The sequence below is a fragment of the Marinobacterium sp. xm-g-59 genome (assembly GCF_013283315.1).
Classification (GTDB): domain Bacteria; phylum Pseudomonadota; class Gammaproteobacteria; order Pseudomonadales; family Balneatricaceae; genus Marinobacterium_E.
On sequence record NZ_WBYR01000001.1, the window covers coordinates 263,600 to 282,391 of the forward strand.

The 18,792-nt window shown below is 49.1% G+C and carries 19 protein-coding genes and 1 pseudogene; 5 read left to right on the forward strand and 15 right to left on the reverse strand.

Annotated elements, in window-relative coordinates:
* Window positions 1–51: 51 nt before the first annotated feature.
* From XMG59_RS01245 to prmB, 4 genes are read right to left on the reverse strand one after another with little or no spacing between them, the layout of a single operon-like run.
* Window positions 52–1,293 (reverse strand): saccharopine dehydrogenase family protein, encoded by a 1,242-nt coding sequence (locus tag XMG59_RS01245; RefSeq protein ID WP_173482419.1) that lies wholly within the window; start codon window positions 1,291–1,293, stop codon window positions 52–54.
* 34 nt (window positions 1,294–1,327) lie between these two features.
* A complete protein-coding gene (locus XMG59_RS01250) occupies window positions 1,328–2,425 on the reverse strand; it encodes a carboxynorspermidine decarboxylase (protein ID WP_173498080.1) in 1,098 nt (365 codons plus the stop codon).
* A gap of 1 nt (window position 2,426) precedes the next feature.
* On the reverse strand, window positions 2,427–3,524 hold the full coding sequence (gene aroC / locus XMG59_RS01255) for a chorismate synthase (protein WP_173484480.1): 1,098 nt from the start codon (window positions 3,522–3,524) through the stop codon (window positions 2,427–2,429).
* A 36-nt stretch (window positions 3,525–3,560) separates the two neighbouring features.
* Window positions 3,561–4,475 (reverse strand): 50S ribosomal protein L3 N(5)-glutamine methyltransferase, encoded by a 915-nt coding sequence (prmB, locus tag XMG59_RS01260; protein WP_173482416.1) that lies wholly within the window; start codon window positions 4,473–4,475, stop codon window positions 3,561–3,563.
* A 54-nt stretch (window positions 4,476–4,529) separates the two neighbouring features.
* Between prmB and XMG59_RS01265 the strand changes: the two genes are divergently transcribed.
* Both XMG59_RS01265 and folE read left to right on the forward strand, forming a co-directional pair.
* Window positions 4,530–5,105, forward strand: coding sequence for a Smr/MutS family protein (locus tag XMG59_RS01265; RefSeq protein ID WP_173498081.1), 576 nt, complete (start codon window positions 4,530–4,532; stop codon window positions 5,103–5,105).
* Window positions 5,106–5,189: 84 nt separating this feature from the next.
* Window positions 5,190–5,729, forward strand: a complete 540-nt coding sequence (gene folE, locus XMG59_RS01270; RefSeq protein ID WP_173480816.1) for a GTP cyclohydrolase I FolE — start codon at window positions 5,190–5,192, stop codon at window positions 5,727–5,729.
* 52 nt (window positions 5,730–5,781) lie between these two features.
* Here the strand turns inward: folE and XMG59_RS01275 are convergent, their stop codons facing one another.
* The 7 genes and pseudogenes from XMG59_RS01275 to dinG form a co-directional block, all read right to left on the reverse strand.
* The gene (locus XMG59_RS01275) at window positions 5,782–6,603 is read right to left on the reverse strand and encodes a DUF4892 domain-containing protein (protein WP_173498082.1); all 822 of its coding nucleotides are present in this window, start codon (window positions 6,601–6,603) and stop codon (window positions 5,782–5,784) included.
* Between the two features lie 25 nt (window positions 6,604–6,628).
* Window positions 6,629–7,477, reverse strand: a complete 849-nt coding sequence (locus XMG59_RS01280) for an alpha/beta fold hydrolase (RefSeq protein ID WP_173480814.1) — start codon at window positions 7,475–7,477, stop codon at window positions 6,629–6,631.
* Between the two features lie 30 nt (window positions 7,478–7,507).
* Complete coding sequence (locus XMG59_RS01285) at window positions 7,508–7,963, reverse strand: histidine phosphatase family protein (protein WP_173480813.1); 456 nt, start codon at window positions 7,961–7,963, stop codon at window positions 7,508–7,510.
* 2 nt (window positions 7,964–7,965) lie between these two features.
* The gene (locus XMG59_RS01290; RefSeq protein ID WP_173480812.1) at window positions 7,966–8,988 is read right to left on the reverse strand and encodes an NAD(P)H-dependent glycerol-3-phosphate dehydrogenase; all 1,023 of its coding nucleotides are present in this window, start codon (window positions 8,986–8,988) and stop codon (window positions 7,966–7,968) included.
* 19 nt (window positions 8,989–9,007) lie between these two features.
* On the reverse strand, window positions 9,008–9,217 hold the full coding sequence (locus tag XMG59_RS01295; RefSeq protein ID WP_173480811.1) for a hypothetical protein: 210 nt from the start codon (window positions 9,215–9,217) through the stop codon (window positions 9,008–9,010).
* Window positions 9,218–9,486: 269 nt separating this feature from the next.
* Window positions 9,487–10,800 (reverse strand): annotated as a pseudogene (locus XMG59_RS01300) (DEAD/DEAH box helicase); the annotation flags it as partial.
* 24 nt (window positions 10,801–10,824) lie between these two features.
* Entirely contained in the window at window positions 10,825–12,942 is a 2,118-nt protein-coding gene (gene dinG, locus XMG59_RS01305) for an ATP-dependent DNA helicase DinG (RefSeq protein ID WP_173482410.1), read from the reverse strand.
* A 151-nt stretch (window positions 12,943–13,093) separates the two neighbouring features.
* Here dinG and lexA point away from each other — a divergent pair, with 151 nt between their 5' ends.
* The 3 genes from lexA (at window position 13,094) to XMG59_RS01320 (ending at window position 14,718) form a co-directional block, all read left to right on the forward strand.
* Window positions 13,094–13,705 carry a transcriptional repressor LexA gene (gene lexA, locus XMG59_RS01310; protein WP_173480808.1) on the forward strand — a complete coding sequence of 204 codons (612 nt, stop codon included), beginning with the start codon at window positions 13,094–13,096 and terminating at the stop codon, window positions 13,703–13,705.
* A gap of 11 nt (window positions 13,706–13,716) precedes the next feature.
* On the forward strand, window positions 13,717–14,121 hold the full coding sequence (locus XMG59_RS01315; protein WP_173498083.1) for a SulA-like leucine-rich domain-containing protein: 405 nt from the start codon (window positions 13,717–13,719) through the stop codon (window positions 14,119–14,121).
* A 129-nt stretch (window positions 14,122–14,250) separates the two neighbouring features.
* Window positions 14,251–14,718 (forward strand): thioesterase family protein, encoded by a 468-nt coding sequence (locus XMG59_RS01320; RefSeq protein ID WP_173495447.1) that lies wholly within the window; start codon window positions 14,251–14,253, stop codon window positions 14,716–14,718.
* 2 nt (window positions 14,719–14,720) lie between these two features.
* On the opposite strand, the gene XMG59_RS01325 is transcribed toward XMG59_RS01320, so the two are convergent.
* The 4 genes from XMG59_RS01325 to XMG59_RS01340 all read right to left on the reverse strand — a co-directional run bounded on the left by XMG59_RS01325 (window position 14,721) and on the right by XMG59_RS01340 (window position 18,748).
* The gene (locus tag XMG59_RS01325) at window positions 14,721–15,230 is read right to left on the reverse strand and encodes a DUF6586 family protein (RefSeq protein WP_173494401.1); all 510 of its coding nucleotides are present in this window, start codon (window positions 15,228–15,230) and stop codon (window positions 14,721–14,723) included.
* Entirely contained in the window at window positions 15,230–17,869 is a 2,640-nt protein-coding gene (gene topA / locus XMG59_RS01330; RefSeq protein ID WP_173498084.1) for a type I DNA topoisomerase, read from the reverse strand. Before topA ends, XMG59_RS01325 begins: the two co-directional genes overlap by 1 nt.
* Before the next feature lie 157 nt (window positions 17,870–18,026).
* The gene (locus tag XMG59_RS01335; protein WP_173480803.1) at window positions 18,027–18,242 is read right to left on the reverse strand and encodes a DUF1653 domain-containing protein; all 216 of its coding nucleotides are present in this window, start codon (window positions 18,240–18,242) and stop codon (window positions 18,027–18,029) included.
* The gene (locus XMG59_RS01340; protein ID WP_173480802.1) at window positions 18,242–18,748 is read right to left on the reverse strand and encodes a hypothetical protein; all 507 of its coding nucleotides are present in this window, start codon (window positions 18,746–18,748) and stop codon (window positions 18,242–18,244) included. Before XMG59_RS01340 ends, XMG59_RS01335 begins: the two co-directional genes overlap by 1 nt.
* Window positions 18,749–18,792 lie beyond the last annotated feature (44 nt).

Consider the following 18,792-nt stretch of genomic DNA (forward strand, 5'->3'; position numbering starts at 1 on the left):
GGATAACAAGTTTTCGTTATAACATCTGGGCTTGATGGGAGCTAGTCGATATTATGAGAAATCGAGCGGACGCTCTCCATTTTCATCACGGATCCATGTGGGTAGACCCATGTGGTTAAGATGATTCAGGAATGGACGTGGATCCAACTCCTCTACGTTAACCATCGTTTTACAATCCCATTCACCTGTCGCAATCAATAACGCGGCTGCAACCGGTGGAACACCAGCGGTGTAGGAGATACCCTGGCTACCGACCTCATTGTAGGCATCTTTATGGTCAGCAACGTTGTAGATGAACACTTCACGCTCTTGACCATCTTTGGTCCCTTTCACCTGATCACCAATACAGGTCTTACCGGAGTAGTTGGGTGCAAGTGACGCAGGATCTGGAAGACAAGCTTTAACCACTTTAAGAGGGACAACACTCTGCCCTTCAGCCGTTTCGATTGGCTGTTCAGAGAGAAGACCCAGATTCTTCAGAACCGTGAATACGGTGATGTAACGTTCCCCAAAGCCCATCCAGAAACGTACATTAGGACAACCTAGGTTGGCTGATAGAGAGTGGATCTCATCGTGACCCGTCATGTAGCTTGTGCGCTCACCGACTACAGGCAGATCGTCAGTACGACTGATCTCAAACATCTGGTTGGTTTGCCACTGATTGTTCTGCCAAGAGTAGACACGTCCGGTAAACTCACGGAAGTTGATCTCAGGGTCGAAGTTGGTGGCGAACCAGTGACCGTGATCGCCCGCATTGATGTCGATAATGTCAACTGACTCGAGCGTATCGAAGTACTCATTTTTAGCCAATGCAGCGTAAGCGTTTACGACACCTGGATCAAAGCCACAGCCCAAAATAGCCGTGGTGCCTGTCTCTTTACAGCGCTCGCGACGTTTCCACTCGTAGTTACCGTACCAAGGTGGGTTTTCACAAATCTTAAGTGGGTCTTCGTGAATAGCGGTGTCTAGATAAGCGACACCCGTTTCGATACAGGCTTCAAGTACCGACATATTGACGAAAGCTGAACCGACATTAAGCACGATCTCAGAGCCCGTCGCTTTGATCAATGCAACCGTCGCGGCTGTATCCATTGCATCCAGTGCATGAGCCGTTAACTTGCCATCCACCTTCATTGCACCCTTCTCATGGATGCTGTCGATGATCGCGTCACACTTCGATTTGGTTCTTGAAGCGATCGCTATATCACCGAGGATATCGTTGTGTTGGGCGCATTTATGCGCCACCACCTGGGCAACACCACCGCCGCCAATAATTAGTACATTCTTTTTCATAAGATCGCGCACTCCGATGCGTTACTTAACACTATTAAGAGAGGTTATCGACAAAGTCTTGATAACCAAATTCACGAACAAGTTTGATCGAACCATCAAACTCTTTAATGGCTATAGAGGGCATTTTCACACCATTGAACCAGTTTTTCTTAACCATGGTGTAGCCACCCGCATCCTCTATTGAGAGTCGATCACCGGCTTTAAGCTCATGATTAAAATTAAACTCACCAAAAATATCGCCTGCCAAGCAAGACTTACCGCACAGCTGATAGCTGTACTCACCATCACAAGGTGGCATACGAGCGTCCTCTCGATAGATCAAAAGATCGAGCATATGCGCTTCAATCGAGCTATCAACAATCGCTAGGTGCTTACCGTTGTAGAGTGTATCCAATACCGATACTTCGAGCGTTGTACTCTTGGTAATGGCCGCTTCACCAGGCTCTAAATAGACCTGAACACCATAGGTTTCAGAGAAGGACTTCAAACGCTGACAGAATTGATCAAGCGGATAGTCATCTCCGGTAAAGTGGATACCACCCCCTAGACTGATCCATTTCATTTTGGCAATCAGGTGGCCAAAGCGCGCTTCGATATCACTGAGCATGGCACTGAAACGCTCAAAATCGCCATTTTCACAGTTGTTGTGGAACATGAAACCGGAAATTTTATCGACTACCGTTTCGATACGCTCAGGGTCCCACTCACCCAGGCGGCTATACGGACGTGCTGGATCGGCAATGATGAACTCAGAGGTTGAAATACCCGGATTCACGCGCAAGCCACGCGTTTTCTCACGGCTCTGCTCTTCAAAGCGCTCAAACTGATTGATGGTGTTGAAGATGATCTTGTCACAGTTAGCGAGCACCTCCTCTATCTCATGATCGTCATAGGCGACCGAGTAAGCGTGTGTTTCACCGGGAAACTTGTCATGACCTAGCTTAACTTCATAGAGTGAGGATGAGGTTGTACCGTCCATATATTGCGACATTTGATCAAACACGGACCAGGTCGCGAAGCATTTCAGTGCTAGCAGAGATTTAGCACCCGAATGCTCACGTACGTAGGCGATCTTCTCCAGGTTCTTTTGGAGTTTCGATCGATCGATAAGGTAGTAAGGGGTCTTTAACATCTTAAAGCTGACCCAGCACCGGCGTATCAACCGATACATCCGCATTTTGGCCGCGATGACGCAGCAGATGATCAACCAAAGTCAGTGCCATCATCGCTTCTGCAATGGGTGTGGCACGAATACCGACACAGGGATCATGACGGCCTTTGGTTACCACCTCCACTTCATTACCAAACTTATCAATACTGCGACCAGGCAGACGCATGCTTGACGTTGGCTTAAGCGCGATGTGCGCAATGATATCTTGGCCACTGGAGATACCGCCTAAGATCCCACCCGCGTGATTCGAGAGAAAACCCTCTTTCGTCATCTCATCGCGATGCTCAGTCCCTTTTTGCGCAACCGATGCAAACCCATCACCAATCTCAACCCCTTTCACGGCATTAATACTCATCAGTGAGTGGGCCAGATCGGCATCCAACCGATCGAAAATAGGCTCACCCAGCCCGACAGGAATACCCGAAGCAACAACAGAGATCTTAGCGCCCACTGAGTTACCCTCTTTGCGTAGCTCGTCCATGTAGACTTCCATTTTGGCTGCAGCATCAGCATCAGGTGAGAAGAAGGGGTTATTACCCACTTCATTCCAATCAAACTGAGTGTGATCAATAGCGATAGGACCGAGCTGTGACAGGTAGCCACGAATTTCAATGCCCTGCTTCGCTAGTACTTTCTTCGCAATAGCACCGGCTGCTACACGCATCGCAGTCTCACGAGCCGAAGATCGACCACCACCACGGTAGTCACGGATACCGTACTTGTGATGATAGGTGTAGTCGGCGTGAGCAGGACGGAATTGATCTTTGATGTTGCCGTAATCTTTTGAACGTTGATCGGTATTCTCGATCAGCAAACCAATGGATGTACCGGTGGTCTTACCTTCAAAAACCCCAGACAGAATCTTCACTTGGTCCGGTTCGCGACGCTGCGTCGTGTGACGTGAGGTTCCTGGTTTACGACGATCAAGATCCAGCTGAAGATCCTCTTCACACAACTCAATCCCAGGAGGACAGCCATCGACAATGGCACCCAGTGCTGGGCCATGGCTCTCGCCAAAGGTGGTGATTGTGAAAAGCTTTCCGTATGTATTACCGGACATGGTCCTAATCCTTCTGTTTGAGCCTCAGCTCAGTCATTAAATAAATTCTTGGTGTGCACGAAGACTGGGAGCATCAATAACAAAGACACCATTACCGCCCTGATCGAGCTCAACCCATATTAGTGGAAGCTCAGGGTAAGCCTGCATTAGATGCACCTCTGAATTGCCCACTTCCACCACCAGGAGCCCCTGTTCACTCAGATGACGACCCGCCTCTCTCAAGATCCGGCGAGTAATATCCAAACCATCATCACCTGAACCTAACGCCATTTCAGGTTCATGCTGATATTCAGCAGGCATTGAGGCTACATCCGGAGCATCAACGTACGGGGGATTGGTGACGATTAGGTCGTAAACCTCACCTTCTAAATTGTTAAACAGATCACTGTGGACAACGCGCACACGCTCTTCCATCTCATGACGTGCCACATTGATATTAGCCACCGCAAGTGCATCGTCTGATAGATCGGCAAGATCTACCTCAGCTTGATCAAATGCATAAGCACAAGCGATACCGATACAACCACTTCCGGTGCAAAGATCCAGAACGCGCTCTACATCCACATCGCCAAGCCAGGGCTGGAACTGCTGTTCGATCAGCTGTGCGATCGGCGACCGCGGAACCAAGACACGCTCATCAACAGTGAATGGCAGTCCCATAAACCAAGCCTCACCGGTGATGTACGGTAGTGGTTTACGTTGCTGGCAGCGCTGCTGCACAAAATCGATGACACGCTCTCTTTCTGAAGGCAGAAGTTTTGCGTCTAACAGTTCAGCTGAACTATCCCACGGAAGATCCACCGCATTAAACACTAACTGCAGCGCCTCATCCCAAGCGTCTACATGGCCATGACCAAAATAGACTTGGTGACGGTTCATCTCACTGAGTGTCCAGCGAACGTAATCGCGAAGAGTGAGAAGTTGTTCGATCACTGCTTGATCTGAGCTCATGGCTAACCTGATAATATCCGAATCAAAAGTTGCCATAGTTTACCTGTAATCAACATGTCTGATAAGAGTGATAAGATCAGTGATTTCGCTTCTCTAAAGGAGCTTTTTAAGGATGTGACGCCGATTGAGCAGAATCGCGCTGATATTCAACGCCCCGTCAACAAACCCGATGAGGGATCGATTGAATATCGTCGACTGGCGGCCGCCGAAAAAGAGGAGCTTATCGTCGATGGGCTAAACTCTACTCATCACGAATTACTCAGTGCCGAAGAGAGCATTCTTTTTGCAGTACCCGGTGTTCAACTGAAGTTAATCAAACGGATGCAATCGGGTCACTTAGGTTGGGATGCTGGTCTTGATCTGCACGGATTTACTGTTGATGAAGCGCGTAATGAGTTGCATCTGTTTATTAGGGATTGTCACAAGCAGGGCCTCAAATCGGTACTGATCGTACATGGCAAATCCTATACTGACCCTAACAAACCTGCCCTTTTGAAGACTTACGTCAGCGAGTGGCTGCAACAGACAGAGGGCGTGCTAGCGTTCTGCTCTGCTCAGCCAAAAGATGGCGGAACCGGAGCACTCTACGTGCTTCTTAAATCGGATGAGCGTCATAAATCCAACCGGTAAACCTTTACCCAAGGGAGACATTGGCGTATGTTTGCCCGCTTAGTTGTTAACGGGCATAAAAGGGCCCGAGAAAGGAATAGAGTCATGGAAAAAGCCTACGAAAACATCATTGAAGCGATTGGCGAAGATCTTAACCGCGAAGGTTTGTTAGATACGCCTAAACGCGCTGCAAAAGCGATGAAGTTTCTGACCAAAGGCTACGACCAGTCGCTTGAAGAGGTGGTAAACGGTGCGCTTTTCCCATCAGACAACTCTGAGATGGTGCTCGTGAAAAATATTGAGATCTACTCAATGTGTGAACACCACCTACTCCCTTTCATTGGCAAAGCCCACGTTGCATACATTCCACAGGGTAAAGTGATTGGTCTGTCGAAAATAGCGCGTATCGTCGACATGTACGCACGCCGTCTTCAGATCCAAGAGAACATGACCAAAGAGATTGCCGAAGCACTTCAAGAGGTTACCGGTGCTCTGGGTGTAGGCGTGGTGATTGAAGCGCAACACATGTGCATGATGATGCGCGGTGTCGAGAAGCAAAACGCGATGATGAAGACATCGATGATGCTGGGTAGCTTCCGATCTAACCCCGCAACACGTGCAGAATTCCTGTCACTGGTAAACTAATCACCTCAGCTGTTTGGTGTCTGACTTCCAGTCTGACACCCAATCGGATCTTCTATTTAGCGATCACGACCACAGCAGATTGGTCGGCACCCAGCACACTGGGTGCTAATGCCCCTAATCCGTGTACTTCGAGTTGGCCAGTGGCTACGCCTGCCCTATCCAGATAAGCCCTCACCTGTTCAACTAAGCGCATTGATTCCTGTTCAGCAATTCCTTGATCACTGCCCTGCTGATGACCGACCAATCGAATGGGCAAACTGTTTTGCTTTAGATGATCAGCTAACAGCTTAAGGGTTGGCTCTTCGATGTTGGGTAGTTTAACCCAGCCACGATCTTCTAGTAGCACCAACCAAGGCACCGCCTGTTCCGCTTCAGTGATCTGATCGAGGTGAAGATAGACACGTCGGTTACCCCGCCTTACCGCGTAAGCCGCAAGGTATTGGTCGCCCAGCTTGGCAGCAAAATAGCGTTGGTAGTCATCACGACCATAGAGATCGGCATTATTAAATAGGTCATTCGCCCAGATATTACTGGTTCCGCAATCTCTACCATCACACTCAAACAGGATCTCACCTTTTTGGGTGATTACTTGATCACGAAGCACCTGCAGCAGTTCATGGGGATCAAATGATTTTGGCATCTCCCAGGTTGTACGCGTGAGTTGGCCCGACAGTTGCTGCTCTTTATCGATGCGAACATCTCGATTGATCTTAACGACAGCGCCTAAGGGAAAGCGATAATCTCGAACGGTTTGAGTGGTCTGTTTATCGAGCTCAGCGGATGGGTCAATACTGATGCCATTGGGCAGAGGAGCAGCCCCATTCGCATACGTCATGGAGGAGAATAGAAACAGAGGTAACAGTCGATGTAACACTAGCCTAATCATTCAACACACTCACTCAACCAAAAAACTCATTAAATGCCGCAGCCATCTGTGGCACGACCTCATCCTCTAAGTGTAGATGATGCCCACCCGGCATCCATCTAAATTCGATATTTTTTACGAAGGGTAAGCGTGCTTGGGTCAGCTCCTGGCTCAAACCTGACTGACCCGCAATCACCAAAACAGGTGACTCTATCTGAGCAAGAGTGCTGCGAACCTGCTCTTCTGTTAAACGTACTGAAGAGCGCAATTTGAGTCTGGGATCCACTCGTATTCTGAGCTCTCCATTGGGCAGTTGTTCACTACTGCGCACCACTAAGCGCTCAGCCGCATCCACTGGCACAGGGAAGCGACCCGTTGCTCTTAACTTGGTCAGCAATGCTTTGGATTTAGCAGAAGCCTGTTTTTGAATCGACAAGTTATCCGTTATCGACTGGCTTAAATTCTCAGCAAATTGATCGGGGGCGTTTGTAAACGGAGCTAGGTTCTCTATCAAGCCAAGTGTTAACACCTGATCCGGAAATGTCCCGGCGTAGAGAGACGCCACACCAGCACCTAACGAGTGAGCCAGTATTCGAATTGCCCCATCGGGTTGAAGTTGGCGCTTAACCGCATGAAGATCTTCTACATAACCCCAAACAGGATAGCCCGAATCCGCACTGCGCCAATCTGACTGACCATGCCCTGCCATATCGATAGCGACAACACGAAAACCCGCCAAGTGAGGCGCTAATTTGTAGTAACTCTCGGCATTATCTAGCCAACCGTGTAGTGCCAAAATCAACGGTTGGTCATCCTCACCCCACTGCAGTGCAGTAATGGTTCGACTGTGAACGGTAAACCTAATCTCTCTTGGATGAATCATGCTGTTTTCTATCAAATGTAAGCGGTAGGTTCAGGGGTAATGAGTAAACTGAGCAATGGAGCGACCCAGCCCCGCTGCAGGCAGATCACAATCGACCACCTCGATTTGAGCGGGCATAAACCCAACGCCAAAGCGACTTTCACCCTCAACGAGCGAGCTGAATAGACGACCCACCAAGGGCATGTGTGTCACTAATAGAACCCTGCTCTCATCGGGCAGAGATTGCAGATAGTTAAACACGGCTTCAGGCTCACCCTCAGGGGTAATCAGATCAAGAAGCAGAGCCTCCCGATTGGGCAGAAGGTTAGCTAATGTCTGCTGAGTACGCTGATAGGGGCTGACAAAGATGTGGGTCAATTCATCTAAGAAAGGCTGTAGACCTTCAGGGCGATTTTGCAGTGACGCCTCCCCATAAGGGGTTAAGCGACGTGATTCGTCTGGGAAGCCAGGGGCAGCCTCCGCATGACGCATCAATAGGATTCGCATGTTCAGGAACCCGAGAGTGTAAACTCAACATCGGCACTGTGGGCACCTTCCATCATCTTACCGATGACCACTTTGACGGGCGCCTGATTAAAGACTACCTCGTAGAGGCCACGCACAAGAGGCATGTAGACATCTTGCTGCTCTGCGTGCTCGCTCACCAACTTCAGTGTATTGACACCCTCAGCGACCTCTCCCAGCTCAGCCACTGCTTGATCCAACGACTTACCCTGCCCCAACGCATAACCAACTCGGTAGTTACGTGACAGAGGTGATAGACAGGTCACGACCAGATCTCCCACACCCGCTAATCCAAGGAAGGTCAATGGATTAGCGCCCATGCTCACCGCAAGACGACTCATCTCTGCTAGAGAGCGCGTGATCAGCATGCTTTTAGTGTTTTCACCCATACCCAACGCAGCACTCATGCCGGACGCAATGGCGTAGATGTTCTTCAAGGTGCCACCGAGCTCCACACCGAAGGTATCAGCGCTGGCATAGACACGGAAATAGCTAGACTGAAGAAGCTCTTGAACCGTCTCTCGAAGATTCTCATCGGTACTGGCAATGACCGTAGCGGTCAGTTCACGCTTGGCGATCTCTTTAGCCAGGTTAGGGCCACTGATCACACCCGATCGATGCGCTGGGCACTCCTGCTCCATGATTTGACTCATCAGACTGAAGCTAACAGCTTCGATGCCTTTGGTCGTGCTAACGATCAATTGTTCATCGTTGAGGTAGGGTTTAGCTTGATTCAGAACCGCTCGAAAGCCACTGCTTGGAATCGCAATAAAGACAACCTGAGCGTCTTTTAATGCGGACTCGATATCATCAGTCGCAACCAAGGAGTCGGCTAATGGGTAGTTGGGCACATAGCGATCGTTACAACGCTGCTGGTTAATATCATTAGCCAGTTCAGCTCGACGTACCCACAAGGAGGTCGGGATACCTTTTTCAGCCGTCATATTGGCGATGACGGTACCGAAACTCCCACCGCCTAACACGGCAACCTTAGTCACTGTCTGCATTACCTTTACCTAACTCAACCTAACCTAAGGAATCTAAAATTCGTTCAACCAACTTGAACAACATCGCAATCACATACCAAGAGATGATCGCTGCAACGAGAAAGAGGATCAGTTGAACCGGATCTCCACTATTGCTAAAGCCTAGCAATCCAATCACTGCGAAAAACGCACTGACAATCATGGCCACTATTTTTTGAATACCCGCTAGGCCGTGACGATCACCACTCATTAACTGCGAGACTCCTTATCGTCGTTCTCTTCAGTGATCTCTAAATCTAACTGCTCTTCGCTTGTCTCAGCAGCTCTTTCAAGGGGTAGCACATCAATCTCGCCAGCCGTCTCTTCTGATGAGACTTCCGTTAGGTCGACTGACTCATTTGCTAGAGGCTCTTCCGCCACTGGCGCGTCAACAACGGTTTCAGTTTCAGTCTCTGTCGCTTCCAATTCGGTCGACTCTGTTTCAACAGCCTCTTCCACTACAACACTGTTTGGATCAACCAGCAATTCAGCATCAGGGTGGATACAGTTCAATTTAACACCGGTCATCGACTCAATGTCTGGGATAAGGAACGAATCGTCTTCACAGGCAAAACAGATTGATTCACCGGTAGCGCCTGCACGGCCGGTTCGACCAATACGGTGAACATAGTCATCCGCATCTTCAGGAAGCTGATAGTTCACAACATGGCTCACACCATCAATGTGTATACCGCGACCAGCAACGTCGGTAGCCACTAGGACTTCGATCTTGCCACTGCGGAAACCCTCTAGGGTTTTGATGCGTTTGTTCTGTGGGATCTCACCCGACATCATGGCCGCTTTGACACCGTCTTTCTCTAGACGCTCTGCCAACTTACGCGTCTCATGACGACGGTTACAGAATACGATCGCTTTCTCGACGCCATTGATACGTAAGTAGTTACGCAGCAAGTTGTACTTCTCATCACTTGAGACAAGAAATACCGTTTGAGAAACGTTATCCGTAGTTTGATGCTCTGATTCGATCTCAATCGTGACCGGATCACGCGTCCACTGCGCCGCTAAACGCATAATCTCATCGGTGAAGGTTGCACTGTAGAGCAGTGTTTGACGCTCAGCGCCCTTACGCGGTGTTGAACGAATGATGGTACGCACATCGGGAATGAAGCCCATGCTCAACATACGATCAGCCTCATCCAGCACCAACACCTCTACGTTGTAGAGATCGATATCCTGATTTCTGACGAAGTCGATCAAGCGACCCGGTGTCGCGACCAAAATATCGACAGGCGCTTTGGCGAGTGCTGCACGCTGCACGTCATAATCCATGCCACCTACCAGCGAGACGATACTTAAACCAGTGTATTTACATAGGCCTTCTGCATCGGCTGCAATCTGCAGAGCCAACTCTCGTGTCGGTGCAATGATCAATGCACGGGGTTCACCCTTGCGCGGTTCAACATCCAACTTGAAGTCGAGAAGATCGGTAATGATCCCGATTAGAAAAGCTGCAGTTTTACCGGTACCGGTCTGAGCCTTACCAATGATGTCACGGCCTTGAAGTGCCGGCTTAATCGTTGCCGCTTGAATCGGTGTTGCGTACTCAAAGCCAAGTTCATGAATACCACGCATCAATGAGTCTGGCAGATAGAAATCGTGGAAACGATCCTTACCCTCTTGAGGCTCTACAACAAACTGATCAAGGCTCCACTCTTGCGAGCGACGAGGTTTGTAGTCACGGCTTTTGCGGGGACGACGACGCTGGGTGCGACGCCGCTTTTCATTTGAATCTTGATTACCTTGTTGCTGTTCAGGGTTGGTATCTGTAGTCAAAATCGGGATCTCTCAATCAATAGATCATTCAAAATGGCGCGCAAAAGGAGGAAGCGCATCGATCAACTGCTGTCCATAACGACGTGTCACGACACGCCTATCAAGTAAAACAACACGACCGGAATCATTCTCCGTACGCAGTAATCTGCCTGCCGCTTGAGTTAGTTTGATAGAGGCTGCGGGTACACTTATCTCCATGAAAGGGTTACCACCGCGGGCTTCTATCCACTCAGCCAAGGTCGCATCCACAGGATCATCTGGAACACTAAAAGGCAACTTGGTAATGATAACATCTTTTAGGTAGTGACCGGGTAGATCTACACCCTCTGCAAACGACGCCAAACCAAAAATAACACTGGGTTCGTCACGGTCGATTCTCGCTTTGTGCTCTATCAGCATCGCTTGCTTACTGAGTTCACCTTGAACCGTTAAACGCGACAGCAGTTTGGTATCCATTAACTCTTCGACTCGACGCATTTGGCGCCAAGAGGTAAACAGAACCAATACAGAGGTTAAATTGGGTAACTCTCGGTTAAGCCAATCAGCAACCTCTTCGGTATGAAGATCCGCTTTTGAAGGATCGAACTTCATTTTCGGGACATGCAAAACGGCCTTATTGGCGTAGTCAAAAGGACTAGGCATTCGCAGTGCTGGCGTATCCAAAGGGAGACCCAATTGAGTAAAGAGGGAATCAAACCGCCCAAGGGCCGTTAGCGTTGCTGAGGTTAAAACCGCACCGTAACACTGATCCCAGAGCAGATCTTGAAGATGGTTTTGAGCGGAGACAGGGGCGCTGTGAAGTTCAATATCGCGACCCGCTTCAGACTCATGACGAACCAACCACCTTGCAACTTTATCCTCTTCATTTTCAATATCTTGCGAAAAACTTCTACACAGCCACATCATCTTCTGGACACGGCTAAACTGGGTACTTAGCGGTGGCAACCAGCGCTCCCCTACACCCTTATCGAGTGCAGACTCTTCATCTTCCATCGCCCCTTTAAGGGCATTAATAATCTTCTCTAACTGAGGATCAACCTGTGATAAAAACTGAGCCAATTCACGTGTCAGGCTAGCCAAACTGTCGGGTACCCTGCCTTGCGGGTAGCGCAACCTGCGCTCATCCACCGGGAGTGGCAAAAACTGTTCAGAGACTAGATCGTCCAGACGCTGCAAATGCCCCTGAACCACATTGAGACTGGATTGAATACGACTGATTGGATCTTGCAAAACCAATGCAGAATCCGCTTCATCCAACAGCCCTTTTAACTGACGCTCCAGGGTTTTGAAGGCCTTTTCACTCGCTTTAACTCGCATAGAGAGCGCGAAGTGGTTAGTCGCCTTATCACCCAGATGATGCGCCTCATCAAATATGTAGATTGAATCGGCCGGTTCAGGAAGAATCGCACCACCGCCTAACGCCAAGTCAGCCAGTACAAGATCGTGGTTGACCACCAAGAGATCGGTTGTCTCAATATCGGCCCTAGCACGATAAAACGGACAGGCGTTGAAATGCGCACAGCGACGATTAGTACACTGCATATGGTCTGAGGTAAGCGGCATCCAGGTCTCATCATCCAGGTTGCGCTCTAGCTCATCACGATCACCCTTCCAACGACCACTGGCAAACTCATCCAACAGGCCGCTGTACTCTTTGATCTGTTCAGGCCCCAAAACTTGGGCCAACTCATCTTCAAACAGGGCTGACTGTGAAAGATCCTGCTGATTACTAAGAAGAGACTCTAATCGGCTAACACAGAGGTAGCGCCGACGCCCTTTAGCAATTTCGTACTTAAATTCAATACCGGCGTGCTCAGCCAACTCAGGAAGATCTTTTAATAAAAGCTGCTCCTGAAGCGCAACGGTAGCGGTCGAAATGATCAGCGTTTTACCTTTAGCCTGCGCTATTGGAAGTGCGGCCAGCAGGTAAGCAATGGTTTTACCGGTGCCCGTTCCAGCCTCTACGGCGACCAGATGATTTTCACCCAGACGCTGACCCGCATCGTCCGACAAGATACCACCCAACTGCCGTGCGACCGCTGCAATCATATGCTTTTGTGCATAACGAGCCTTTAAATCGCGAGCATTTAGAAATGCGCGATAAGCTGTCTGTATGGTGGTTTGGGTCTCTTTGTTAAGCACATCGCCTCCGAATTAGTTGGCCATCATACAAAAATACTGGATATACAAACAGAAAAAACTTGACGACATTTAAAATACTGTATAAAAATACAAATACTGAATAAACAGACAGTCATTTAAATTCCAATCAGTACTGTCATAGGGGGCGTTTATGAAGCTTACAAATCGTCAAGAAGAGGTGCTTGATTGCATCCGTCGCCATATTGATGAAACAGGATTTCCACCTACACGCGTCGATATTGCTCGCGATCTAGGGTTTAAATCTGCCAATGCAGCAGAGGAGCACCTAAAGGCCTTAGCACGTAAAGGGGCCATTGAGATGATCCCTGGCACCTCTCGCGGTATCCGTATCGTCGGTGAAGAGGAGGAGCAGGAGGGCCTAGCGATCATCGGTCAGGTTGCCGCAGGTGAACCCATCCTCGCTGAACAACACATCGATGATTACTGCACCATCAGTTCAGACTTCTTTCGCCCAAGAGCAGACTACCTACTCCGTGTCCGCGGCATGAGTATGAAAGACATCGGCATTATGGATGGTGATCTCTTGGCAGTTCACCAAACACGTGAAGCACGTGAGGGTCAGATAGTCGTTGCTCGTGTCGGTGAAGATGTCACGGTAAAACGATTCCACCGCGATGGTCACATGGTCTACTTGATAGCAGAGAACGAAGAGTTCGACCCGATTAAAGTTGATCTTCGTGAAGAGCAGTTAACCATCGAAGGCTTGGGTGTTGGCGTAATTCGTCAACAGAATGACTTTTAAAGGTAATCACCATGATTGCTTACAATCAATTTGCACAGAATGATGCGGGTCTTAAACCACTGGTTTTGACTGAGCTGATTCAGCACACCTCACAGGTAAATCTGAACACAATGCTTATGCCGATGCTTGCCGCATTAAGTCAAAAAGAGAGCTGGCTAGTTATGTTAGAGCCGCCAAAATCATTAACTAAGCAGGTGCTCGCGGATGCAGGCGTCGACCTTAAAAAAGTATGGATACTTCGTCGTGATAAGCGCCATGGTTTAGACAAACTGGCTCAGCGCGCACTGCAAGCGGGAACCTGTCACACACTGATCTGCTGGCACAATGACCCTGCCGATGACGCGTTAGTCAGCCAACTGAAACGCACTCAGATCTCTAGCGAAACAGAGTGTCTATTGGTACGTAAAAAAATTTAGCCTCCCCCTTTGCTGCGTTGTAGCAAAGACCCCCATAGCCGCTCTTTGAGCGGCTTTTTTATTTAGCTTGAATCAGACCCTGAACCATCATAGGCTCAATAGAGGAGTACCACTTACAAGGAGAACAGTGTGGGATCGCACAAGCCAAATCAGCAGCCGTATCAGTTAACCGACTTCCCTATCCAAACATTTGATAAGATCCGTTATGCCGATACCGATCGTCAGGGCCACGTGAACAATGCCGCATTCAGTACCTACCTAGAGACAGGCCGTGTCGAATTTCTCTACGATCCAAAAGACCCACTTGCCAATGACAATTGCGAATTTGTCATTGCCAGTCTGCATTTGAACTTTCTAGGTGAGATCACCTGGCCAGGACGTCTGGATATTGGCACCGGTGTAACTCGCGTGGGTACCAGCTCATTTGGGCTCTACCAGGTGCTGTTCCAAGATGACGTCTGTGTCGCGACGGCAGAGACGACCATTGTTCAGATGGATGTGAGCAGTCGCAAATCAGCCCCACTTGGGGATGCGACAAGACACTATCTGAATGATCATCTCTTTGTGAAGGGTGTTGAAACAAAAGGAATGAACTGAGTTTACCACTCTTGCGCGTTAGAGCGATGTCTTAGGATCATCGCTCGCAACTGCTCAAACCATCCCTGCAACTGAGTCTCCAGTTGCTCCTCAAGGCTTTGTTCTTTGGCCAAATCTATAATTGCTATGTCAGATTGGCTAGCGCTCTCTTGCAAGGGAGGTAGGGGTTTATGAATAGCTTTGATGGCACTGATCAACTTAGACAACCAACTTCCGGAATCCTGACAGAGCAGCTCCATCTCATCCAACTCACTGGAATGGACTCCCTGTTGCTGAAAAGCTTTGCTTAATTCAAAGGGTGTTGCCTGGGTCAGCAGGACACGCTCACGTTCAGCCAACTCATTAAGATAGGCTTTAAAGGCGCTGTCTAAATGAAACAGCGCAGCCTCTTGCAGGCCACGAAGCTTCATACGATTGGTCGATTCACCGGTCAACTCAGTGTTGATACCCACCAGCGCGTATTGTGCAAACGCGAGTGTCTGATTCACACGCTGGGAGTATAGGTCAGCCATTAACGCTTCTTAGCTTTGGCTGCTTCAACTTGCCACATACCATTGGTGAAGTAAGCTCTCCAACCAGTTGCCTTACCGTCAACTTCCGTCATAAGGTACTGCTCTTTGGTTTTGCGGCTGTAACGTATTTGAGCGGGGTTACCCTGCTCATCTTGCTGAGGCCCTTCCATTAAGAAGTGATATTTAGGGTCAATCGCATTTTTATGTGGAATCAACTCTTTGACCAGAGGTGCACGGGTCTCACGATTACGTGGGAATTGGCTTGCTGCCAGGAATAGACCACTGGCTCCATCACGCAGGATGTAGGTATCGTCAACCTTCTGACACTTAAGCTCCGGCATCGGAACTGGATCCATCTTAGGCGGAGCCACTTCACCATTCTTGAGCAGCTTACGTGTGTTTTTACACTCTGAGTTGGTACAGCCAAAGAACTTACCGAAACGGCCCGTTTTAAGGTGCATCTCAGCGCTACACTTATCACACTCGACTACAGGGCCTTCATAGCCCTTGATACGGTAGTTACCCTCTTCGACCTCAAAGCCGTCACAATCTGGGTTGTTACCACAGATGTGTAACTTACGCTTCTCATCGATCAAGTAGGAGTCCATAGAGGAGCCACATTTACCACAACGGTGCTTCTCTAGAAGCAGACGTGACTCTGCCTCATCGTCTGCATCCACTGCGACAACCTCATCACCAGGAATCAGGTTGATGGTCGTTTTACAACGCTCTTTAGGTGGCAAAGCATAACCAGAGCAACCCAAGAAGACGCCCGTCGTTGCCGTACGAATCATCATTGGGCGCTGACATGCTGGACAGCTGATATCGGTCTCGGTTGGATCATTGGCACGCATGCCACCATCCGCTGATTGAGCCGCTTCCAGTTCGCCTTCGAACTGTGTGTAGAAGTTGTTAAGAAGATCCTTCCAGTTGATGTCACCATCTGCCACATCATCCAGCTTCTCTTCCATACGCGCGGTAAAGCTGAAGTCCATAAGGTCTGGGAAACTTTCAGCCAGACGATCCGTAACGATATCGCCCATTTTTTGTGCATAGAAGCGACGGTTTTGAACTTCGACGTAACCACGATCTTGAATTGTCGAGATAATCGCTGCGTAGGTGGACGGACGACCAATACCGCGCTTCTCAAGCTCTTTAACCAAACTCGCTTCTGTGTAGCGCGGTGCCGGTTTCGTAAAGTGCTGGCTAGGGTCCAAGGCTTTAAGTGTTAGTGATTCACCCACCTGCATGTCAGGTAGGATCTGATCTTCATCCGATTTACCGCGGAAGTTCATCACACGGGTGTAACCGTCGAACTGCAAGACACGACCCTTAGTGGTCAGCTCATAGGCACCCGCTTTCACTGTGACACGGGTACTTAGGTAACGAGCGGGTGTCATTTGACAGGCTAGGAATTGGTTACGAATCAGGTCGTAGAGTCGAACTGCGTCGGCATCGACACCGTTCAATGAGTCAGAGGTAACATTGACATCAGATGGACGGATCGCCTCGTGCGCCTCTTGTGCGCCCTCTTTAGAGCTATAACGAATCGGCTGAGGTGGCAGGTATTCACCACCAAACTGAGAACCAATAAACTCTCGTGCCGCTTCAACCGCCTCGTTACTTAAGTTAGTCGAGTCGGTACGCATGTAGGTAATGTAACCCGCTTCATAGAGACGCTGAGCGAGCATCATGGTCTTCTTAACACCGAAACCTAAACGGGTGCTGGCGGCCTGCTGCAAGGTAGAGGTAATAAAGGGTGCAGAGGGCTTGCTGCTAGTTGGACGATCTTCACGATTAACGACCTCATAAGAGGCACTTTGCAGCGCTTTGACAGCAGCCATCGCCTGATCTTCATTGGTCGGTTTAAATGCCGCACCGGCCTGTTTAACGACCTCTAGACGAACCGCTTTATCACCTTGAGTCTGCGCATCCGCATGCAATTCCCAATACTCATCAGGAATAAAGGCACGAATTTCACGTTCACGTTCAACGACCAGGCGTACCGCAACGGATTGAACACGACCCGCCGACAGACCACGAGCGACCTTCTCCCAAAGAAGTGGAGAGACCATATAACCAACAACGCGATCAAGAAAACGGCGCGCTTGCTGCGCATTAACACGATTTAGGTCTAGATCGCTCGGTTTTTCGAACGCTTCATTGATCGCTTTCTTGGTAATCTCGTTAAAGACAACACGACGGTAGCGTGAATCATCACCGCCAATCGCTTCGCGAAGGTGCCAAGCAATGGCCTCCCCTTCACGGTCCAAATCGGTTGCGAGATAGATCTGATCAGCGCTCTTAGCCAGTTTGCGCAGTTCATCAACGACCTTCTCTTTACCGGGAAGGATCTCATAATGAGCTGCCCAATCCTTGTTGGGATCAATCCCCATACGGGCAATAAGCTGCTCTTTCTGTTTGCGCTTTTTATGCTCAACCTTCTGCTCTGGCGAGAGTTTGCGTGTCAAAGCAGCCTGTTTAGCGCGCTCTTTAGGATCAGACTTCTGGGCACTACCACTGGTCGGCAGATCACGGATGTGACCAACACTGGACTTAACCACGTACTGGTTACCAAGATACTTATTGATCGTCTTGGCCTTGGCTGGTGACTCCACAATTACCAGGGTTTTACCCATTTTTATCTACCTATTCAAAACTGTGTCTTTTTTTACAAATACGTGGAAACTGACTTCAGCGTCAAGTGAGCATTGCAAAAAATTTATCGGCGCAACAATACAGCGCTAAAAAATAAATGCAAATAAACGCCTTAATAATAAGTGCTAAGAGAGCTGTTTAGATCAGTGAAAATCGATCAACCTCTTCCCCAGACTCTAAACGCACTTTTTCAACAAACATCTCATAGGGACGCACCCAGAGATCGAAGTTGCCATAGAGTGTTCGATAGACCACCATCAACTCTTCTGTCTCTGAGTGTCTGGCGGTTCCAATCACTTCGTAGTCATTGCCTTTATAGTGTCTGTAAATCCCTGGGGTTAACTCGCCGCTCATTAAATCATCTCCGTTAACAGTTGATTGGCCTTTTCACCTAGCTCATCCAGTGCGCCAGCCCGCTCGGGTTCGCGCCAATAGAGCGTCAGGTGAATGGCGGTTGATTCAACCGCAACGACCTCTTCAGGCAACTGATCAAGCCAATCACTGAGCGCTTTCAGCTTAGTAGGACTCAACGATCTTTCACCCTTTGCCCAGGACCAGCCCTCAGGAAGGCCATCAGCGGCCATGGCGTCGACTCGAGCCACCATCCACTCAACCCACTGCTCTTTTGCTGATCGATCCAATTTGCCACGCAGCATACGGTAAGCCGCCATGTTGATAATTTCTGACTCCATCTCGCCCTTGGCTCTGGGTATCTCTAGACGCGATAGCTGCACCTGAAAACCGAGCTTGCGTGCCTCTAGTCTGAGCTTAGATTGGAAGCGCTGACGAGGACTTGGCATGACCCACATCATAGAACCGATCAAAGAGAGCATGATCAGAACAATAATTGCCCACTTCATATGTTAAAAACCTTCTTGTCTGCTATTAATAGTAGTAGGGACTA